This window comes from Mammaliicoccus sp. I-M35 (genome assembly GCF_022386455.1).
Classification (GTDB): Bacteria; Bacillota; Bacilli; order Staphylococcales; family Staphylococcaceae; genus Mammaliicoccus; species Mammaliicoccus sciuri_A.
The window spans coordinates 29618-49018 of record NZ_JAJNIL010000003.1; the positions used below are offsets into that span (position 1 = coordinate 29618).

Sequence of the window (19401 nt, forward strand, 5' to 3'; positions counted from 1 at the left end):
ACCTTAGACAAAGGATCTTAATAATGGTGTATTTAGGAGTGATTGCATTGCTATACTTAATAATTATTTTATTCATTGTAGGTTATACTGCATTTAACACGTGGGTACAGGTATATGGAATAAAGAGGTATAAAAGAAAAGTTTCCCAAAAGCTATTTAGAACGATATTAGTAACAAATTTCGTGTTAGCGATAATATTAATCATCATCTATATCTGTTTTCCTTAATAAAGATATAGATTCATTTGAAGATATTTGAAATCATGTAGAATATTTTATCTTCATAATTTACTCATATTGAAATGAAAGAAGTGATTAATGTTAGGAGGGGTATTTATGATTGAAATGCTCTTTATATTTTCAATTGTTTTTGTGATTTATTATTTATTTTGGAAATTATACATTATCTGCGCAAAGTTTTTGAAACAACAAAGAAGAACAAAAAATAACTACATAGTTAAACATATATTACTTTCATCTGGTGAAAGACTTAGTCACGTTGATTTAATAGTCGTACTATTGTTAACTTACTTAAGTTGTAGATAGACCATATTAAGATACTAATGCTATATTTGATGAAGAATATACAATAAACATAAGTGTGTGATATTAGAGTGAAATATAATTCTATAGAAGGTGCAGGTATTGATGAAATTCAACAAAATAACCAGTGTCGAAAGTAACTCAATTATTAGGGATCTATTTCAAAATATATTGAACATAGAAAGTATAAAAGATGTTGAAGAGTATTACAGTATAACTGAAAATGAACTGTATTCTGTTAGTAATAATGAACGTATAGTAGGACTAGTGGGGTTAATCAGTACTGAACAAGAAGTTGTGATTAAACATATCGCTATTCAAAGTCACATACAGAATAAAGGGCTAGGAACTGAGATTATAAATAAAATACATCAATTATTCCCTAAACAGAAGTTAGTAGCTGAAACGGATAATGACGCAGTAGGTTTTTATACTAAACTAGGATTTAAAATTATTTCTTTAGGGGAGAAATATCCAGGAATTATTAGATATAAGTGTATCAAAGAGTTCTGAAAGGTATAAAAATAAGGTGATTAATGTATATTTTACACATGACATGACATGTAATAGGTGGTATAATGTAATAAATAGAAATAATTGTTATATTTTAACATTTCATCTCATCTTTATATGGAGTAGTGCTTGAACTTATTAATGGTGTTGGCTAAAAGTCGCCTATTATTTTTTATAATTCTCTGGCCAATGAGAAAAGTAAGCTATTGCACATTCATATATGATGGGTGCAACGATGTGGACAAAAGTATTTACTGTAAAACCCCCTCACTACTGCCATAGTGAGGGGGTTTTTAATGCAATGTTTCATTTACTGTTCGTTTGGATTTGATTTAGAGTTTTGGTTATCATTATTTTAGAAGATGATTGTGGTAATACACATACTAATTATTTTATAATCAAGGGGTGTTTGAATATGCTTGAGAATAAAGAGAGTTTTAGATTACTTTATCAAGCTATAAGCGAACTATCAGTTAGAATTGGTGATAATCAATTAGAGACAAACTCTGTAAGTTTATTATTATTGGATTTTGATTTTGAGCATGAGGTGTTTGATAAACTTATGTTAGCTATTATGAAGTATTTGGGTAATGTAAGTTTAGATGATATAAATCATAGAGAACTTTTGGAATTGATAGATCAGACTATTCCAGAGGATAGACAATTAAATGAATTTGTGAAGAATAAAATCATTATAGGTTTTGCTAATAATTATTTTCCTGAATTACAGACTGTAGCAAATCACATAAAGAATGAAATGGGTATGTCTATTGCTAAAAGTAAATAAATTTTTTGAACATCAATGTCAATTTTACACATGACATGAAATGCAATAGGTGGTATAATGTTACTAACAAAAGCAATTGTTGTGACTCAACACCAAACCCCCTCACTATGGCCGTAGTGAGGGGGTTTTATTAGTGGTGTCGGCTAAATGTCGCCTTTTATTTTTTCTTACGATTCTCTAACCAATGAGAAAAGTAAGCTATTGCACATCCACATATAATGGGTGCAATGATATTGACAAAAGCAGTTGTCATTCTCAACACCTCCTCTCTATGTAGAATTACGCCATAGAGCTAGGCGACGATATAATTATACCATTATTCCGGGCAATTAAAAACTTTTAATATAAAATTGTATTTAATTTAATATTTGTGCCTAAATTTTTTGTAAACTGCATTTTGCTTTTGAATTTTTACTTAAAAACTACTTTTGACAATACCGATTTTCATTATTTGTAGTAAAGGATATAATGTATCTAACACTAGAAAAGGGTGAACATATGATTATCTGGCTGAATGGGGCATATGGTTCTGGAAAAACGACTGTGGCTTTTGAATTGAATAAGAGATTATCTAAATCTTTTGTTTATGATCCTGAAAATTTAGGTTTCTTTATACGCCATAATATACCTAAGAATTTACATAAAGATAATTTTCAGGACCATGATCAATGGAGATACTTTAATTATGATTTATTAAAGTATATAGCAGAGTCATATGACGGTATAATCATTGTACCTATGACGATCATTAATATTGAGTACTACCAAGAAATTATTGAATGCTTAAAAAAAGATGGGATTCGATTAGATCATTATATACTGTATGCAAATAAGAAAACTTTAAATAGACGTTTGAATAAAAGATTGGAATTGGGAGAAACGTTTGCTCGTGTTCAAATGGACGACTGTATTGAGTTTTTTGATAATGTTGTTACAGAATATAAAATATATACAGATCAATTAAATGTTGATCAAGTTGTTAATGAAATCGCTCAAAAAAGTCAATTAAAACTATTAAAAAATAGAAATTGGCTAAAGAGAAAACTCGATAGAATTTTAACGACATTTAAGCATATTAGATGATTAAATGTTATTTTCCAAGACGAAACCCCCTCACTAAGGTGATAGTGAAGGGGTTTTTGATTTATCCGATAAAGCTTTGTATAGCATCTATTAAACTGTAAACACCTAAAAATGATACGACGAGTACGACGAATAGTCCGATGATGTTAAGGACGATGCCGTTTGCAAATTTACCCATCATATTCTTTTTATTCAATATTATAAAGATTAATATTGCAATGAGTGGTAAAATGATGCCATTTAATGCTTGTGCGATTAGTAAGACTTCTAATGGTTCGAATCCGAGTGAAGAGGTGATGATACCTATGAAAATGACGATTGCGAACACGAGTCTATATTTTTTACTTTTCACGCCACCTTCCCAACGGAGACAACTACTGATTGTTGCTGCGGCACCCATTGGAGAGGCAATTGCTGAAGATAGACCTGCTGAGAATAATCCGACACTCATAAATATAGGTGCAAAGTCTCCTAAAATTGGCTTAAGTGGTTCGGATAACTCGACTAAACTTGAGACTTCTTTTCCATGGATGAGTGTGCCTGAAGTAATCAGTATGGCAGCAGAAATCAGTCCACCTAATCCTATCGCAACAATTGTATCGATTCTTACAATTTTTAAATCTTTTATACCATTAAATCGTTCATGTATAGAACTGGCATGGATAAAGAAATTATAAGGTACTACTGTTGTACCAATTAGTGCGATAATAGTTAATAATGAGCCGTTAGGTATGCTCGGTATGAATGCACCTTTTAAGACAGCACCGAAATCTGGTTGAATGACAATCACTGTTGTTATAAAGATGACACCCATAATGAGCACAAGTACGGTCATAACTTTTTCTATTAAATCATAACTACCGCTTAACCCGATTAACAAAATAACAATACCAATGACAGGTGCAATATAATTTTCTGGAATGCCTAGTAAATAGGCAGCACCTAACGATGTCCCTAATAAATCCCCCGATATGTATGCTGCACAACCAACTGCGACAGCAATCATACTGAACCAAACTGTGATGATTTTAAGTAATTGGTGATTAAAAATATCCCGTATAGCTTCTCCTAAACCTTCATTTGTAACAAGCGCCAATCGAGCAACCATTTCTTGAAGTGCAATCGTTGCAATGATTGAGAAGACTACTGCCCAGAGTAAGCTGTATCCAAATCCTGCACCACCTTGAGTCATGGTTGTAACGGTACCAGGACCAACAAATGATGCAGTAATAATCATTCCGGGACCAAAAATACTAAACTTACTTCTTTCTCTCTTTTCAGTCATATCTTGTCATCCCTTCGTTTGTAAGGCGTTAAACTTTGTTTAAATACTTAATATGGCCGGCTAATACATAAAGTACAGCAGTTGAAACAAAGTGAGCAGAGTTCTGATTCGCATCTTGCATTGGATAAACTTCAACAAAGTCCATACCAATAAGACCTAACTTTCCAAATTCATAAATCATTGTTAATAGTTCATAACTTGTTAACCCATTGCCATCAACAGGGCCGCCTGGATTAAAAGCGAAATCGAGTACATCACTACAGATCGTTAAGTAAACGACATCTACATCTTTACTTGCTTGAGCATAAATATCACGCGCAAACTGACGTAAATCAGATGTTTCTTTAATTTCATTAATTGTGATAGTAACCGCACCATTTTCTTTAGCGAATTGTCCCGTTTCAGGCTGGTTACGAGGTCCATGAATACCAGTATGAATTAAGCTTTCATTTCGAATGCCTTCTGTTTCGTACAACCTCATGAAAGGTGTATTACGCGCAAATTGTTCATTTTCATAGTGAGGCATATTATCATAGTGCGCATCTAAATGAATAATGCCTACTTTTTTCCCGGTGTTCGTTAATCCTTTTAAAATTGGATAAGTGATGCCGTGATCGCCACCTAAACCAACTAAAAATTTATTGGATTTCCATAAATCTTCAGCAAATGCTTCGATGTTCTGAACCGTTTGATCAACATCATGTGGTACAGTTGAAACATCACCTACATCCCCGATAGATAAATGTTTATGTACATCTATGTGATCTAATTCAGGTAAATATCCACTATATCTAGCAGAAGATAATCTAATTTGCTTCGGCCCTAATTCACACCCAGTATAATCTCCCCAAGTGCAAGGTCCTTCGAAAGGGACGCCATATACGAGAACGTCTGTAGAATAATCTTTTTCTTTTGTTAAGTTTTTACCACCTAAAAAGCAAGGTGTATTGCCATAAATTCGTTCTGTCATTGTAAAACTTCTCCTTTCAATTATTTATTCACATTATATAAAAGTAATCATTCGTTTTCAAACTTTTCTGAATATTATTTTTAGAAAAGGGAATATTAATTTTAATAAATTAATTAAATTTCACTTAAAATGATTGGAGGGATTTATAATCATGATATATAAATGTGTTTGGATGGTTACTGCTATATTGCTGTTAACAGGATGTAGTATCACAATAGGAGATCCTCAAAATCACAATCAAAAACCTTCGAAATCCAATAATAAACAGCAGAAAAATAAAAAAGAAACGCCAAAAATTAATGTTTTATCACAAGATTTTTCTGATCATTATATGAATGAAAACCATGTTACGGGATATAAAGGATTAATGAAGACAATGGATAAATCAGAAATAGAATCTAAATATGGAGATGAAGAAGAAGTACGTAATTTTTTAGGAAGAGAAGGGCATGTTTATGGGAATTTTATGGTTAGGTATTATTTGAGTGAAGGTTATCCAGTTAAACAATTTAGCATCGTTCCTAGTAACCACGTTACTTATAAAGACTTCGTCGATTTTCATGGTGAACCAACACAAGATTTAAGAACGAGACAAGGACATTCATTTGTTGTATATAACAAGACGAATCATAACGGCTATCAAGTTGCTGTATATACAAAAGGAAATACTGACGATGATAATATTCAATATATCATGCAATTTCCAGATGACTTTCAGTTTGAAAATTCAAGGGATAATCAACAAACAACCATTACGAGAGAGAATGTATTTGATGCAGTAGAAGCATTTGAAGGTATAGATAAAGATGATACAGATCATATCATTTGGAAAGAACCTAAGAAGAAAGGTGACGTGTTTGGATTTTCATATTCAAGTAAAGATGACAAACTACTTGGTTCTTATAATGTTAGTGAAGATGGATATGTTGAATCCTTTAATGAAAATGGCAAAAAAATTAGAGCTGGTTATATTAATTTAAATCAGTAAAATTACATTAGTAGCGTTGACAATTTTAATGGAACCGATTACAATCATATCATGTTAATATATTTTTTTGAATCTTTTTGGTACCGGTACCAAAAAGGACGGGATAAATAAGGAGTGAAATGAATGAATTATAAAAAGGAAGCTCAGAATATTACTGAAGCAATAGGTGGGAAAGATAATATTGAAGCTATTGCGCATTGTGCAACACGCTTAAGACTTGTATTAAAAGACGAGTCTCAAGTAAATGAAGACCAATTAAATGATATGGATGTTGTTAAGGGGACTTTTTCAACGGGTGGTCAATATCAAATTATTATAGGTTCTGGAACGGTAAATAAAGTCTTTGCGGAAATGGAATCTTTAACAGGGTTAGAGGCATCGACGACATCAGAAGTAAAAGAAAAGTCGACTAAGAAATTAAATCCTATTCAGCAATTTGTAAAAATGTTATCAGATATATTTGTTCCGATTATTCCTGCAATTGTAGCAGGTGGTTTATTAATGGGAATTAACAATATTTTGACTGCTAAAGATTTATTTTATGATAAAGCGTCATTTATTGATGTACATAGTCAATTTGCAAGTTTAGCTAATATGATTAATGTTTTCGCAAATGCACCATTCGTATTTCTACCAGTTCTAATAGGGTTTAGTGCAGCGAAGCGGTTTGGAGGCAATGCATTTCTTGGAGCTGCACTTGGTATGATACTTGTGCATCCTAGTTTAATGAATGGTTATGATTATCCTAAAGCTTTAGTAAAAGGCGACGAAATCCCAACGTGGGAAATTTTTGGACTTTCTATCAAAATGGTTGGTTATCAAGGACAAGTGTTACCTATATTAGTCGCATCTTACATACTTGCTAAATTAGAAATTGGATTTAGAAAAGTCATCCCTTCTACTTTAGATAATTTGTTAACACCATTACTGTCATTATTCTTTACAGCATTTGTTACATTTTTAGTCGTTGGACCAGTTACACGAACTGCAGGGACTTTCTTATCTGACGGTTTAACTTGGTTATATGAAACAGGTGGCGCAATTGGTGGCTTGTTATTTGGATTATTATATGCACCGATTGTTATTACTGGTATGCATCATAGCTTTATCGCTATTGAAACAACATTGATTGCAGATAAAGCAAATACAGGCGGATCATTTATATTCCCAATTGCAGCAATGTCTAACGTTGCACAAGGGGCAGCAACACTTGCAGCATTCTTTATTGTGAAGAATCATAAGATGAAAGGTACTGCTTCAGCAGCAGGTATTTCTGCATTATTAGGTATTACAGAGCCAGCTATGTTTGGTATAAACTTAAAATTACGTTATCCATTTATCGGTGCGATTATAGGATCAGGTGTTGGTTCTTGTTATGTAGCTGCAACAAAAGTAAAAGCTATTGCACTCGGTACAGCAGGATTACCGGGATTTATTTCTATAGCTCCAGGTAGTTGGTTTAACTATATTATCGGTATGGCGATAGCAATTATTGTCGCTTTTGTTGTTACAATTGTATTATCTAGAAGAAAAGCATATAGAGATGTGCAATCATAATATTTGTTACGACCTCTCATTATTTCGTACAATAGAAGTAGTTATTAAATGGAGGTATTGAACATGAAATTAAATGAAATTGATGAAAATGAATTATATCCTACAGAAAAAATTGGGCCAAGTGTACTAGGAACAATTATTTATAAAGTAGGCGAACAAAGCCAATTTAAAGGGGCATATATTACAACAAACGAACGTGTCATTATGAGCGTTGATATGAACGGTGAACCTTATAAAAGAGTATTTAGTTATCAAGATATCAAAGCCGTTACAATAGAAGATAAAGGTGTATTATTTATTGAATTCCTCCCACAAGGAAAAGTTGCAATGATTGATATTGAAGAAGGAGACAAAGAAGCATTCAAAGATTACGTTAACAATCTTGTTCAACAATAAATAACATTGTTAAAAACCTTTCAATGAAGACCATAACAGGTCTAAATTGAAAGGTTTTTTTATATACAAATGATGAAGTTGATTAATCGTTATTCAATCCAATAATATTGACTTCGTTAAATATTTTATCCAGCTTTTCATAGTCTAAATCATTGTTTGTGGACTTTGACCAATGTATAATACCAGCTAAATTAGAAGCGTAAATAAAAGGTAGTAAAGATTGAGGTAAATGCTCTGGTGTTGAAACCATATTGATATTATTTTTGAAATCTTTGCTGAATACTTCAATAAAGTACTTAGCGATTTCGTCCATAAATGCAGTATCACTATTATCTTTTTGCTTTTCAAATACGTCACTTAACTCACTGATAAATGCCTTTTCCATCGATTGAAATGGATGATGTAGACGGTCGTATAAATCTAATTCAAAGAAATCTTTTGTATATTCGCTTAATGCATATTGTAAGAGATCAAACTTATCCATAAAATGCTTGTAAAAAGTTGTTCTATGTATAAGCGATGTATGACAAATTTCATTTACAGTAATCTCTGAGAAATTCTTCTCTTTAAGAATCGAGATTAATGTTTCTGTGAGTGCTTTTTTAGTTTTAATCACGCGTAAATCCGTTTGTTTAGTCAAAATGAATTCCACTCCTTTAATATACAGTGTATGCATAAAATTTATGAAATGCAAATAGGGAGGTTGTGAGGAATAGTTGTTACGAGTTGTGTATATGAGCGTGCCGTTATTAGCACTTTTGGCAAGAAGTGCAAATACTGAGTGTGTTATTAGCAGTTTTGATGAGAAGTGCAAATACTGAGGTTGTTATTAGCAGTTTTAGTGAGAAGTGCAAATAAGGAGACCAGTAATTACAATTCTCAGTAGTTTTGTAACTAAGGCCGTCCATAGTAACATTTCGGCGGAGTTTTGTAATTAAGGAGGTCTATAGTAACAATTCAGCGGAGTTTTGTAACTAAGGCGGTCTATAGTAACACTTCAGCGGAGTTTTGTAACTAAGGCAGTCTATAGTAACACTTCAGGCGGCTTTTGTAATTATGGCTATTCTTAGTAACACTTCAGGCGACTTTTGTAACTAAGGAGGTCCATAGTAACACTTCGGCGGAGTTTTGTAATTAAGGAGGTCTATAGTAACACTTCGGCCGAGTTTTGTAACTAAGACCACTGTTATGAACAAGTTTGGGCAGAAGTGTTCACAAAGCCCTCGTTATGAACAAGTTTGGGCAGAAGTGTTCACAAGGCCCACGTTACGAACAAGTTTGGCCAGAAGTGTTCACAAAGCCATCGTTATGAACAAGTTTGGCCAGAAGTGTTCACAAAGCCATCGTTATGAACAAGTTTGGCCAGAAGTGTTCACAAGCCCGCCGTTACGTACATATTTAACAACCCCCATATATAATAGAAGAGACTAGGTCACTATGACCTAGTCTCTGCTTTATTATTTAGTTAACATATCTTTGAAGTATTTAGATTGTTTTTCGATTGAAATTGGATCTGAATACATGAATTCATTTCTTGGATAGTAATACACGTGATCTTCTTTAACTGCTGGTGTGTTTTTCCAAATGCTACCTTTAGTTAATGAAGAACTTGGTGCTTTTCCATTTTCAGTTGGGATTAATAAATAATCACCAGTGTATTTATTAAAGTTTTCGAATGATGTTGTTAACCAACCTTCTTTAGGAATATCTTTTTGTGCTGCTTCTGGATGTTTAAATCCAAATCCTTGATAAATGACTTCTGAACCTCTACCAAAGTTCTTACCGATTAATGTAAGTTCTTTAGGTCCAACTTCCATGATAGAAACTGTGCTGTCTTTACCAATTTTGTCTTGAACTTCTTTCCCGTCTTTAGCCATGATATCTTCTAATTCTTTAACTTGTTCTTTAGCTTTATCTTCTTTACCTAATAATTTCCCGATTTCAATGTGTACTTCTTTAAAAGTACGTTTACTGTGGTCGAATGGTACAGTAGGTGCTATTTTTTCATATTTTTTGATTTGTGGGTTAGCATTATAAGTAATGATTAAATCTGGTTTAAGCTTTGTAACAGCTTCAACATCTTCAGAACCAACACGTTTCCCGTCTTTATCGTCAACATATTTTGATTTAGGGAAATCAGCATCTGTTCCGACTGGATCTACACCAAGTTTTTGGAAGTTACCTTGGTTAGTTGTTAATACGACAACACGTTTTGGATTGTTAGGAATTTCAACCGTTTTACCTTCATCTGTTTTATATTTGTGAGTTTTGCTTTTAGATGAGTCATCATCTTTGATGCCACAAGCTGCTAATACAAGTAACAATGTAGCGAGGAATACAAGTAATTTTTTTGTCATTTTTCTCTCTCCTAAGTGATAATTACTTTCAATTATATCATGTTAATTTGTTAAATAGTATCCATTTTTTTATTTTAAATTTGTTTATGAATTGTAAATAATGGATAATAAACTGTAACGATGGAGGTGATGTATCATGCATGAAATTAGAATAGAATGTCCCAAAATATTCGACTATGAAAAATGCTTAGATTATTTAAAAAGAGATGAGAATGAAGTGTTATTTGAAGTTGAAGATCATAAAATTTATCGTGCGATTAATTTAGATGGCGAGCGACTGTTGATGTGTATTTATTATCATCGCCATTACTTAATTGTTGAGATTTTAAATGATGTTTCTGTAAATCCCGCACTTACTGAAAAAATAATTGCATATATAGAAGAATGGTTCGATTTCTCAGCAGATTTATCATCGTTTTACCAATATGGTAGAAAAAATGAAATACTAAAGCCATTAATCCAGGAATTATATGGTTTAAGGTTGATTAGAATTCCAAATTTATTTGAAGCTATTTCCTGGGGCGTAATTGGACAGCAAATTAATTTAACATTTGCATACCAACTTAAAAAGAGACTTGTTCAAACATATGGCGAAAAAATAACTTACAATCATAAAGCTTATTATATCCATCCTACAACTGAAGTGATTGCGAATGTTTCAGTTCAAGAGTTGATGGATTTGAAATTTTCAAGAAGAAAAGCAGAATATTTAATAGATATTGCGAAAAGAATGCATTCTCAAATGTTATCTAAAGACATGTTGTTGGATATTGAAGATACAAATGAAATTGAGCGTACACTTATTAAAAATAGAGGGATTGGTCCTTGGACAGCACATTATGTTATGATGCGTGCGTTAGGTGTTCAGGATGCTTTTCCAATCGGGGATGTTGGTTTACAAAACGCATTGAAAGACATCTTGAATTTAGGTAAGAAACCATCTAAAGAACAAATGTTGAGTTTGAATGAAGGTTGGCATGAGTGGAGTTCATATGCAACATTTTATATATGGCGAGCACCACATATTCAAAATTAAAGAGTTGGATTGAAATCTCTACGATAATTAGGGTATTTCATCCAACTCTTATTGTTTAGTCTAAAGTTTGTTCTTCACCATTAAAGATAAGTTTCGGTTCAATTGTTGCTTTTAAAGAATGTGCAACCGTACAATATTTTTCGACACTCAGTTTTATGGAACGCTTTAATTTTTTTAAATCCACTTCACCTTCAACATCAAAGATTAATGTGACATGTTTCACTGCTCGAGATGTTGTATCTTCTCTTTCATCATCTACAGTAATTTCTAATTTCGTAACTTGAGCTAAACGTTCTTTCATTAAATTGGTAACATCAATTCCAGTACATCCAGCTAAACCGCTTAGCATGAGTTCAACAGGAGATGGACCATTGTCATCTCCACCTGATTCTGTTGGTGCATCAGAGATGATGTCATGTCCAAATTTGGATTGTGCTTTAAAAGTTTTTTTACCTTGCCAAGTAGACTTAATCATTAAGCTCTCCTCCTCTTTTTCTAAATTGTATCAACTTCAAATAATATAGACTAGTAAATCGTCTTTCCCATAATCATTCATAAAATAAAAAAATTTGTTTTATGTCTTTTTGTTCATATTCAGTTCATATTGCCTCGTTATGATATGTATATACATTAAAGAGAGAGGAACGGATAGACATGAAACTAGCACTTAAAGAGCTTACTTATTACAAATTTAAATATCTACTCGTAACATTAATTTTATTCTTATTAGCATTTTTAGTGTTATTTATATCAGCTTTAGCACAAGGGTTAGCTAAAGAGAACGTATCGGGAATTGAACAATGGAATAAAAGTACTTACGTAATTGCCAGTGATGCTGACAATAACTTGAGTCAGTCTAATATTACGACGAAAACTGATGACGCTGTTAATACAATCGCTAAAGGCGACACAATCAAAACAGCAATGCAAAAAATAGATACTAAAAGCGGGAAAACGGATTTAATGTTTACACAAATGACAAATAACATTAAACCGAAACCAACAGAAGGACATTTACCTCAAAATAAAAACGAAGTGTTATTGAATGAAAAATTAAAAGCAGAAGGTTTTAAAGTAGGGGACGAAATTAAATTATCAGAAGGCGATCAATCATATAAAATCTCAGGATTCGCTGATAACATCATGTTCTCACATACATCTATGGCATATGTAAATGAAAATGGTATGGATGCGTTGAAAGGTCATCATATTTCAGTCATTGCTTATGACAACTTGAATAATCATCAAAAAAGTGAAATCAACGACATAGACAATGTTAAAGTCATTTCACAAGATGACATGTTAAATGCCATTCCAAGTTATAACGCAGAACAACAACCATTGAACTTGATGATTGTATTCTTATTCGTTATTTCAGCGATTGTTATTACGGCATTCTTCTATGTTATGACAATTCAAAAAACAAGCCAATTTGGTATTTTAAAAGCAATCGGTACAAAAAACATATCACTTATCTCATCATTAATGTTGCAAATTCTGATGATTACATTAGTGGGCGTGGTCTTATCCATTGCCATTATATTTATCATCAACAGTGTGATGCCAGTTTCAATGCCATTCTATATTGACGCAAACTTAATGATGTTAATGGTAGCCGTATTCATCGTAGTTTCATTAATCGGCGCCGTACTATCACTGATTAAAGTGACAAAAATCGAACCACTTGAAGCTATAGGAGGAGAATAATAATGGGATTAGTTGTTGAACATGTTACAAAATCATTCGGAGAAAATGAAGCAAAAACACAAGTATTAAATAACATTACATTTACAGCAGAAAAAGGACAGCTTGTTATTTTGAATGGCGCTTCTGGTTCAGGGAAATCTACATTACTTTCTATTATTGGTGGATTACTTGGCAAAAGCTCAGGAGAAATAACTTTAGACGATTTAGATTATGTAGACTTATCAGATAAAAAATTAACAGATATGAGATTGAATCAAATAGGATTTATCTTTCAATCATCACACTTAATACCATATTTAAATGTTACAGATCAACTTGTTTATGTTGGTGAAATGGCTGGTATGCGTAAAAAAGATGCTAAAGAAAGAGCTGAAAAATTATTAAAACAAATTGGTTTATCTCATCGACTTAAATCATATCCAAATGAATTGTCAGGCGGGGAAAAACAACGTGTTGCAATTATGAGAGCTTGGATGAATCATCCAAAAATGATTTTGGCAGATGAGCCTACTGCAAGTTTAGATTCAAAACGTGCAATAGAAGTAGCAAAAATGATTAAAAATAGTGTGAAAGAAAATAATTCAATTGGTATTATGATTACACATGATGAAAGAATATTTGAATTTGCAGATAAAGTGATTAAATTAAGTGACGGAAGAATTGAGGAACAAGTATCATAATTAGAAAAAGCGGCTGGAGATTGTTAATCATCTCACAGTCGCTTTTTGTATGTTTATTTTTTAATAAATCCTTTGATATTTAATTTTTCTAGAATGTCTGGTCTTGTTTTTTTGCTCATCATATTCTTAATTTGTTCTGACCAAGATTCTGAACGTTTACCTTGTGTGCGTTTTTCATAATATTCTTGAATGTCTTTGTCATATTGTTTAATTTGACTAAGTTGTTGTTCTTTGTCGGCATTATATTGATTTTCGTGGAAGACATGTTCAAATGGTAAGCGTTGTTTAGGTGACCCTTGATCGTCATCACTCGGTACACCGACAGCCATACCGAATAGTGGGAAGACATGCTCAGGTAAGTTTAATATTTCACTCACTCGACCAACATCGTTACGTAATGATCCTAAATAAACAATGCCTAGCCCCATATCTTCAGCAGTTAAAGCTACATTCTGTGCAGCAAGTGCAACATCTATCGTACCAACGAGCAAGCCTTCAGCTGACTCAAAACTAGGTTGCATATTGCCTTGTGTTTCTTGGTTAATTAAACTATGGCGGTAATAATCTATCACATACACAAATAAATAACCGTTATCGACAACATGTTGTTGCCCTGATACTTCTTTTAATGCTTGTTTAATTTCTGGGTCTGTAATACCAATAATAGAATAAGCTTGAACGTAACTTGAAGTTGAAGCCATTTGTCCTGCTTTTACTAATTTTTCTACAGTCTCTTTAGAAAGAGGTTCATCTTTAAACTGTCTAACAGATCGGTGCTGTTGTGTTAAGTCAAATACGCTTTGATTCATTGTGTTCAGTGCTCCTTTATAATACTTATGATATATAAATGTTATCAAAAATATTAAAAATATTCATATAACGTGCTTTAAATAAAAAATAAACGTTTAGGATATCAAATGAAATCCTAAACGCTTTTTAAGTGAAACTTATTTAATTTTATTTAACGCTTGTTCTAAATCTTTAATAATGTCTTCGCTAGATTCTGTACCTACTGATAAGCGGACTAAGTCTTTTGTAACACCTGATGCTAGTTGTTCTTCGTCTGTTAATTGTTGGTGTGTTGTACTTGCTGGATGTATGATAAGTGATTTAGAATCACCAACGTTTGCTAATAAAGAGAATAAATTCAGGGCTTCTACAAATTCGGGAATAGCTTCTGAATCACCTTTAACACCAAATGTTAAGATAGCACCTTGGCCATTAGGTAAGTATTTAGTTGCGAGTTCGTGATATTGATTAGATTTAAGACCAGGATAATTAACCCAGCTTACTTTTTCATGTTTTTCTAGAAACTCTGCAACTTTTTGAGCATTTTCAGAATGACGTTCTGTTCTTAAATGTAAAGTTTCAAGTCCGATTAGGAATTGTTGTGCATTAAATGGAGAAAGTGCCGGTCCAATGTCTCGCAATAATTGTACACGTGCTTTCGTAATGTATGCAGCTGCACCAACATCATTGACATAAGATACACCATGATAACTTGGATCAGGTTCGACTAATCCGGGGAATTTGCCATTATCCCAGTTAAATTGACCACTATCTACAATCACACCACCAATTGATGTACCGTGACCACCAATAAATTTAGTCGCAGAATGGACAACGATGTCAGCACCAAATTTAATTGGTTGTAGTAGGTGAGGTGTAGCAAATGTATTATCGACGATTAATGGAATACCATTATCGTGTGCAACTTTAGCAACAGCTTCAATATCTAATACATCTATACGTGGGTTACCAATTGTTTCAGCGAAAATAAGTTTCGTATTTTCATTGATTGCTGCTTCAAAATTTGCTGGATCATCTGGATCTACAAAGTGAACTTTAATGCCAAATTTCTTTAAAGTTACAGCAAATAAATTATATGTACCACCATATAGGTTGGTAGATGCGACTACTTCAGAGCCACTTTCTGCAATATTTAATATACTCAACGTAATGGCTGCTTGACCGCTACCAACACTTAATGCTGCTAGTCCGCCTTCTAATAAAGCGATACGTTTCTCGAATACATCATTCGTTGGGTTCATGATTCGAGAATATATATTACCTTCTTCAGCTAAAGCGAATAAGTTCTTCGCATGTTCAGTAGATTTAAACGTATATGAAGTTGTTTGATGAATAGGTACAGCTGTAGAACCTGTTACAGGATCAGGTACTTGTCCACCATGAATGGCTAAAGTTTCTTTATTCCAATTTTCTTGTGTCATAAAAATAATCCCTCCTAAAGTTATATATGTCATTATAGTCAGATAATTTAAAAAATTCAATTAAATCCGAGTTAAAAGATAAGAAAATTTCATTAAGCCTTTTAAAATGCAATTTTAGATTAAAACCGACTTTACTTATAAGAATAGTTGTGATAAATTCAAAATATTATTACGTTCGGGAGTGAATGACTTGCTTAAAGTTGAAGGGTTGTATCATAAATTTAGTACACAAGAAATTTTGAAGAATATAAATTTTGAACAAGAAAAAGGTACCGTCACAACAATTATTGGACCAAGTGGATCGGGGAAGACGACGCTACTAAGAAGTTTAAATATGCTTGAAACACCATATAAAGGATTGATCGAACTAGGGAATTGTAAGTTCGATGTAGAAAATTATCAAAAACAGGATGTTACACGCTTAAGAAGTCAATCTGCAATGGTCTTTCAACACTATAATTTGTTTAAAAACCGTACGATTTTAGAAAACATTACAGAAGGTTTAATATACGGACAAGGAATGAAGAAGAAAGATGCTAAAGAAAAAGCTATGAAGTATCTTAAGAAAGTATCTTTAGATGATAAAGCAGATGTTTATCCTGTTCAATTGTCAGGTGGACAACAGCAACGAGTTGGTATCGTGAGAGCACTCAGTATCGAACCTGAAGTATTGTTATTAGATGAACCGACTTCAGCACTTGATCCGGAATCTGTACAAGGTGTGTTAAATATTATTCAAGAAATCGCAAGCGAAGGTAGAACGATGGTTATTGTAACCCATGAAATCCAATTTGCGAAAGAAGTATCTGATCAAGTTGTGTTTATGGATAAAGGTGAAATTATTGAAAGTGGGACACCAGAAGCCGTTATTGATAATCCAGCGTCTGAACGTACGAGAAGATTCTTAAGTCGTTTAACACCAGTCGGATTGTAGGAGGTAAAGAATGAAGTATATTAAATTATTGATTTTGATGATGCTCATCATTTCTTTATCTGGTTGCGGCACAATCACGAAAGAAAATAACGGTAAAAAAGTAGTTAAAGTAGCTTTATCTGCAGAAGTTAATCCACCTTATTTATATACAGATAGTGATAATAAACCAGTCGGATACGATATGGATTACATGAAAGAACTTGAAAAGAAATTACCGCAGTATGATTTTCAATATGAATTCGGAGAAGAAGAATCTAACGTTGTCGGTATTGGTGTTGGTAAATTTGATATGGGTATTAATTGGTTCTTCAAAACGCCTGAAAGAGAGCAGAAATTCTTATATCAGAAAGAACCTTATGTTTATTCTTTAACAACGCTTATTGTACATAATGATACAAATGATATTGAAACTTTAGATGACTTACAACATAAAAGGCTGACGCCTATGTCACCGAGTGGCGGCTTATATTCAATCTTAACTGGTTACAACAAGACACATAAAAATCAAATCGACATTGATGAAATTCATAAAGTTTCAAATGGTGAGAATTTCAAAATGATTGAATCTAAAAGAAGAGATGCCATGTTCTTAAACTTAACAACTTACCAAGCGATTCAAAAAGAGCTCAATGCTGATGTAAAAGTTGGTGGCGTTGTTTCAAAAGAATCTGTTCATATTTTATATAACAAGAAAAATACGCAATTACAAAAAGATATAGACAAAGCGACTAAAGAATTAAAAGAAGACGGTACGCTAGAGGAATTATCTAAAAAATGGTTTGGATTTAATATATTTGATGATAAAGAGTCATTAAATGATATTAAAGACCGCTTATAAGGAGGAGACATATGGGAACAACTACTTGGCCAGATTTGTTTGTGCAAATACTGGATAAACTACCAATAACATTGTTAATAACCGTTCTTTCTCTTTTATTTGCGATGATATTAGGGCTAGTATTAGCAGTTATTAGAATCAAAAAAGTACCTGCACTATCCCAAATCGTAAAATTATATGTATCCTTTGTTAGAAGTACGCCACTTATATTACAACTATTTTTAGTATATTTTGCGTTACCAATCATATTGCAGTGGATTTACATTGATATTAATCATTTTAGTAGACTTTTCTTTGTGATTTTGACATTCACGCTACATACTGGTTCATATTTATCAGAAGTGATGAGAGCTGGATATAACTCTGTTGATAAAGGTCAAATTGAAGCAGGGAAAACAGTCGGACTTAATGATCGTACGATTTTATTAAGAATTATTATTCCACAAGGATTTAGAAATAGTTTACCAAACATCGGCAATCAAGTTATAGAGCTGATTAAAGACACATCATTAGCGTTTACAATCGGTTTAATCGACATGATGGGACAAGTAAATTTAATTATCGGTAATAACTACGGACTAGGTATGTTTCCCGTATATGTCGCGATTTGCATAATTTACTGGGTTATCTGTATCATAGTCGAATTTATCGTGATGCTTTTAGAAAAGAAATACAATATTCCATATCAAACTGAACAAATGAGGTGAGCAATTTGACGATAGATTTTCCTTTTATGTATGAACATGTTGGAGATATTTTAAAAGGTGTACCAACAACGTTATTAATAGCAGTTGTCAGTATGGTAATTGGTTTAGTGATAGGTACTGCTTTTGCATTAATAAGACAAGCTAAGTATCCAGTTATTAATCAACTCATTGTCATATTTGTTTCATTCTTCAGATCGACTCCACTCATCGTTCAGTTGTTTGCTTTTTATTATGGGACGCCTGTAGTCATAGAGTGGTTAAACAAAATGTGGCAGTTGAACATTAATCCTGATGGTATAAATCCTTTAGCAATCGTATTATTTGTATTTACATTACATTCAGCTGCTTATTTAACAGAAGTGATGCGTGGTGGTTTACGAAGTGTTGATGATAAACAAATAGAAGCGGCACTTACTGTTGGACTTAGAAAGCGACATATACTTATGAGAATTGTGATACCTCAAGCTTTAGGTTATGCAATTCCGAACTTAGGTAATCAATTTATTGCATTAATTAAAGGAACAGCTATCGCGTTTGTCGTGCAAGTAACAGAAATACTTGCAATCAGCCAAATTATTGCTAACGATGGTTATCGTTTTGTTGAAGTATATATTATAGCTAGTGCAATATATTGGATTATGGCTATCTTTTTCGAATGGATTTTTGGCAAGATGGAAAACAGAGTTGGAAAATATTTATATCAAACATAAAGCGCAAGGTCATAGATTATCATTTCCTAGGAAATTTTAACTATGACCTTGTTTTTTTATAACTTTACATCGTATAAGTG

At 32.7% G+C, this 19401-nt stretch carries 22 protein-coding genes and 1 pseudogene; 14 read left to right on the plus strand and 9 right to left on the minus strand.

What is annotated here, in order from left to right:
* The first annotated feature begins 335 nt into the window (after positions 1–335).
* Together LQ679_RS04370 and LQ679_RS04375 are read left to right on the plus strand one after the other, a co-directional pair.
* Positions 336–545, plus strand: a complete 210-nt coding sequence (locus LQ679_RS04370) for a hypothetical protein (protein ID WP_204173339.1) — start codon at positions 336–338, stop codon at positions 543–545.
* Positions 546–647: 102 nt separating this feature from the next.
* A complete protein-coding gene (locus tag LQ679_RS04375) occupies positions 648–1055 on the plus strand; it encodes a GNAT family N-acetyltransferase (protein WP_204176119.1) in 408 nt (135 codons plus the stop codon).
* A gap of 165 nt (positions 1056–1220) precedes the next feature.
* On the opposite strand, the pseudogene LQ679_RS14930 reads toward LQ679_RS04375, so the two are convergent.
* Positions 1221–1301, minus strand: a pseudogene (locus LQ679_RS14930) (type I toxin-antitoxin system Fst family toxin); the annotation flags it as partial.
* Between the two features lie 169 nt (positions 1302–1470).
* Between LQ679_RS14930 and LQ679_RS04380 the strand changes: the two are divergent.
* Complete coding sequence (locus LQ679_RS04380) at positions 1471–1842, plus strand: hypothetical protein (RefSeq protein WP_025905698.1); 372 nt, start codon at positions 1471–1473, stop codon at positions 1840–1842.
* 157 nt (positions 1843–1999) lie between these two features.
* Here the strand turns inward: LQ679_RS04380 and LQ679_RS04385 are convergent, their stop codons facing one another.
* On the minus strand, positions 2000–2095 hold the full coding sequence (locus LQ679_RS04385; RefSeq protein ID WP_107603061.1) for a type I toxin-antitoxin system Fst family toxin: 96 nt from the start codon (positions 2093–2095) through the stop codon (positions 2000–2002).
* Positions 2096–2340: 245 nt separating this feature from the next.
* Between LQ679_RS04385 and LQ679_RS04390 the strand changes: the two genes are divergently transcribed.
* Positions 2341–2925 carry an AAA family ATPase gene (locus LQ679_RS04390; protein ID WP_239762155.1) on the plus strand — a complete coding sequence of 195 codons (585 nt, stop codon included), beginning with the start codon at positions 2341–2343 and terminating at the stop codon, positions 2923–2925.
* Between the two features lie 61 nt (positions 2926–2986).
* Here LQ679_RS04390 and LQ679_RS04395 read toward each other — a convergent pair whose 3' ends face one another.
* The gene (locus LQ679_RS04395) at positions 2987–4210 is read right to left on the minus strand and encodes an Nramp family divalent metal transporter (RefSeq protein WP_239762169.1); all 1224 of its coding nucleotides are present in this window, start codon (positions 4208–4210) and stop codon (positions 2987–2989) included.
* Between the two features lie 28 nt (positions 4211–4238).
* The gene (locus LQ679_RS04400; protein WP_025905703.1) at positions 4239–5180 is read right to left on the minus strand and encodes an agmatinase family protein; all 942 of its coding nucleotides are present in this window, start codon (positions 5178–5180) and stop codon (positions 4239–4241) included.
* Between the two features lie 151 nt (positions 5181–5331).
* Between LQ679_RS04400 and LQ679_RS04405 the strand changes: the two genes are divergently transcribed.
* The 3 genes from LQ679_RS04405 (at position 5332) to LQ679_RS04415 (ending at position 8121) form a co-directional block, all read left to right on the plus strand.
* Entirely contained in the window at positions 5332–6168 is an 837-nt protein-coding gene (locus LQ679_RS04405) for a hypothetical protein (RefSeq protein ID WP_239762171.1), read from the plus strand.
* A gap of 123 nt (positions 6169–6291) precedes the next feature.
* Positions 6292–7725, plus strand: a complete 1434-nt coding sequence (locus LQ679_RS04410) for a sucrose-specific PTS transporter subunit IIBC (RefSeq protein ID WP_239762172.1) — start codon at positions 6292–6294, stop codon at positions 7723–7725.
* A gap of 63 nt (positions 7726–7788) precedes the next feature.
* Entirely contained in the window at positions 7789–8121 is a 333-nt protein-coding gene (locus LQ679_RS04415; protein WP_126476704.1) for a hypothetical protein, read from the plus strand.
* A gap of 82 nt (positions 8122–8203) precedes the next feature.
* Here the strand turns inward: LQ679_RS04415 and LQ679_RS04420 are convergent, their stop codons facing one another.
* On the minus strand, positions 8204–8761 hold the full coding sequence (locus LQ679_RS04420) for a TetR/AcrR family transcriptional regulator (RefSeq protein ID WP_239762174.1): 558 nt from the start codon (positions 8759–8761) through the stop codon (positions 8204–8206).
* 817 nt (positions 8762–9578) lie between these two features.
* A complete protein-coding gene (locus LQ679_RS04425) occupies positions 9579–10478 on the minus strand; it encodes an ABC transporter substrate-binding protein (protein ID WP_239762175.1) in 900 nt (299 codons plus the stop codon).
* Between the two features lie 136 nt (positions 10479–10614).
* On the opposite strand from LQ679_RS04425, the gene LQ679_RS04430 reads away from it, so the two are divergent.
* Positions 10615–11514: a DNA-3-methyladenine glycosylase family protein gene (locus LQ679_RS04430; protein WP_239762177.1), complete on the plus strand. Its 900-nt coding sequence runs from the start codon at positions 10615–10617 to the stop codon at positions 11512–11514.
* Positions 11515–11569: 55 nt separating this feature from the next.
* On the opposite strand, the gene LQ679_RS04435 is transcribed toward LQ679_RS04430, so the two are convergent.
* Positions 11570–11989: an OsmC family protein gene (locus LQ679_RS04435; protein WP_037589290.1), complete on the minus strand. Its 420-nt coding sequence runs from the start codon at positions 11987–11989 to the stop codon at positions 11570–11572.
* Positions 11990–12168: 179 nt separating this feature from the next.
* Here LQ679_RS04435 and LQ679_RS04440 point away from each other — a divergent pair, with 179 nt between their 5' ends.
* Positions 12169–13221 carry an ABC transporter permease gene (locus LQ679_RS04440; protein ID WP_239762179.1) on the plus strand — a complete coding sequence of 351 codons (1053 nt, stop codon included), beginning with the start codon at positions 12169–12171 and terminating at the stop codon, positions 13219–13221.
* Positions 13222–13223: 2 nt separating this feature from the next.
* Positions 13224–13901: an ABC transporter ATP-binding protein gene (locus tag LQ679_RS04445; protein ID WP_239762181.1), complete on the plus strand. Its 678-nt coding sequence runs from the start codon at positions 13224–13226 to the stop codon at positions 13899–13901.
* A 53-nt stretch (positions 13902–13954) separates the two neighbouring features.
* Here LQ679_RS04445 and nfsA read toward each other — a convergent pair whose 3' ends face one another.
* Positions 13955–14710, minus strand: coding sequence for an oxygen-insensitive NADPH nitroreductase (gene nfsA, locus LQ679_RS04450; protein WP_239762184.1), 756 nt, complete (start codon positions 14708–14710; stop codon positions 13955–13957).
* Positions 14711–14848: 138 nt separating this feature from the next.
* Positions 14849–16132 (minus strand): homocysteine synthase, encoded by a 1284-nt coding sequence (locus tag LQ679_RS04455; RefSeq protein WP_239762185.1) that lies wholly within the window; start codon positions 16130–16132, stop codon positions 14849–14851.
* A 190-nt stretch (positions 16133–16322) separates the two neighbouring features.
* Between LQ679_RS04455 and LQ679_RS04460 the strand changes: the two genes are divergently transcribed.
* Genes LQ679_RS04460 through LQ679_RS04475 form a run of 4 tightly spaced genes read left to right on the plus strand, consistent with a single transcriptional unit; the run spans position 16323 to position 19321 of the window.
* On the plus strand, positions 16323–17066 hold the full coding sequence (locus LQ679_RS04460) for an amino acid ABC transporter ATP-binding protein (RefSeq protein WP_239762187.1): 744 nt from the start codon (positions 16323–16325) through the stop codon (positions 17064–17066).
* Between the two features lie 10 nt (positions 17067–17076).
* Positions 17077–17904, plus strand: coding sequence for a transporter substrate-binding domain-containing protein (locus LQ679_RS04465; protein WP_103362169.1), 828 nt, complete (start codon positions 17077–17079; stop codon positions 17902–17904).
* Between the two features lie 11 nt (positions 17905–17915).
* A complete protein-coding gene (locus LQ679_RS04470) occupies positions 17916–18611 on the plus strand; it encodes an amino acid ABC transporter permease (protein WP_037589283.1) in 696 nt (231 codons plus the stop codon).
* Between the two features lie 5 nt (positions 18612–18616).
* Complete coding sequence (locus LQ679_RS04475; RefSeq protein WP_235906933.1) at positions 18617–19321, plus strand: amino acid ABC transporter permease; 705 nt, start codon at positions 18617–18619, stop codon at positions 19319–19321.
* Positions 19322–19401: the final 80 nt, after the last annotated feature.

What these genes read in the sequence shown, in the direction of transcription:
- LQ679_RS04395 (WP_239762169.1), bottom strand. Translation starts at nt 4,210, where the DNA reads ATGACTGAAAAGAGAGAAAGAAGTAAGTTTAGTATTTTTGGTCCCGGA.
- LQ679_RS04465 (WP_103362169.1), top strand. Translation starts at nt 17,077, where the DNA reads ATGAAGTATATTAAATTATTGATTTTGATGATGCTCATCATTTCTTTA.
- LQ679_RS04425 (WP_239762175.1), bottom strand. Translation starts at nt 10,478, where the DNA reads ATGACAAAAAAATTACTTGTATTCCTCGCTACATTGTTACTTGTATTA.
- LQ679_RS04375 (WP_204176119.1), top strand. Translation starts at nt 648, where the DNA reads ATGAAATTCAACAAAATAACCAGTGTCGAAAGTAACTCAATTATTAGG.
- LQ679_RS04405 (WP_239762171.1), top strand. Translation starts at nt 5,332, where the DNA reads ATGATATATAAATGTGTTTGGATGGTTACTGCTATATTGCTGTTAACA.
- LQ679_RS04410 (WP_239762172.1), top strand. Translation starts at nt 6,292, where the DNA reads ATGAATTATAAAAAGGAAGCTCAGAATATTACTGAAGCAATAGGTGGG.
- nfsA (WP_239762184.1), bottom strand. Translation starts at nt 14,710, where the DNA reads ATGAATCAAAGCGTATTTGACTTAACACAACAGCACCGATCTGTTAGA.
- LQ679_RS04415 (WP_126476704.1), top strand. Translation starts at nt 7,789, where the DNA reads ATGAAATTAAATGAAATTGATGAAAATGAATTATATCCTACAGAAAAA.
- LQ679_RS04370 (WP_204173339.1), top strand. Translation starts at nt 336, where the DNA reads ATGATTGAAATGCTCTTTATATTTTCAATTGTTTTTGTGATTTATTAT.
- LQ679_RS04400 (WP_025905703.1), bottom strand. Translation starts at nt 5,180, where the DNA reads ATGACAGAACGAATTTATGGCAATACACCTTGCTTTTTAGGTGGTAAA.
- LQ679_RS04470 (WP_037589283.1), top strand. Translation starts at nt 17,916, where the DNA reads ATGGGAACAACTACTTGGCCAGATTTGTTTGTGCAAATACTGGATAAA.
- LQ679_RS04390 (WP_239762155.1), top strand. Translation starts at nt 2,341, where the DNA reads ATGATTATCTGGCTGAATGGGGCATATGGTTCTGGAAAAACGACTGTG.
- LQ679_RS04445 (WP_239762181.1), top strand. Translation starts at nt 13,224, where the DNA reads ATGGGATTAGTTGTTGAACATGTTACAAAATCATTCGGAGAAAATGAA.
- LQ679_RS04380 (WP_025905698.1), top strand. Translation starts at nt 1,471, where the DNA reads ATGCTTGAGAATAAAGAGAGTTTTAGATTACTTTATCAAGCTATAAGC.
- LQ679_RS04455 (WP_239762185.1), bottom strand. Translation starts at nt 16,132, where the DNA reads ATGACACAAGAAAATTGGAATAAAGAAACTTTAGCCATTCATGGTGGA.
- LQ679_RS04435 (WP_037589290.1), bottom strand. Translation starts at nt 11,989, where the DNA reads ATGATTAAGTCTACTTGGCAAGGTAAAAAAACTTTTAAAGCACAATCC.
- LQ679_RS04430 (WP_239762177.1), top strand. Translation starts at nt 10,615, where the DNA reads ATGCATGAAATTAGAATAGAATGTCCCAAAATATTCGACTATGAAAAA.
- LQ679_RS04440 (WP_239762179.1), top strand. Translation starts at nt 12,169, where the DNA reads ATGAAACTAGCACTTAAAGAGCTTACTTATTACAAATTTAAATATCTA.
- LQ679_RS04385 (WP_107603061.1), bottom strand. Translation starts at nt 2,095, where the DNA reads ATGACAACTGCTTTTGTCAATATCATTGCACCCATTATATGTGGATGT.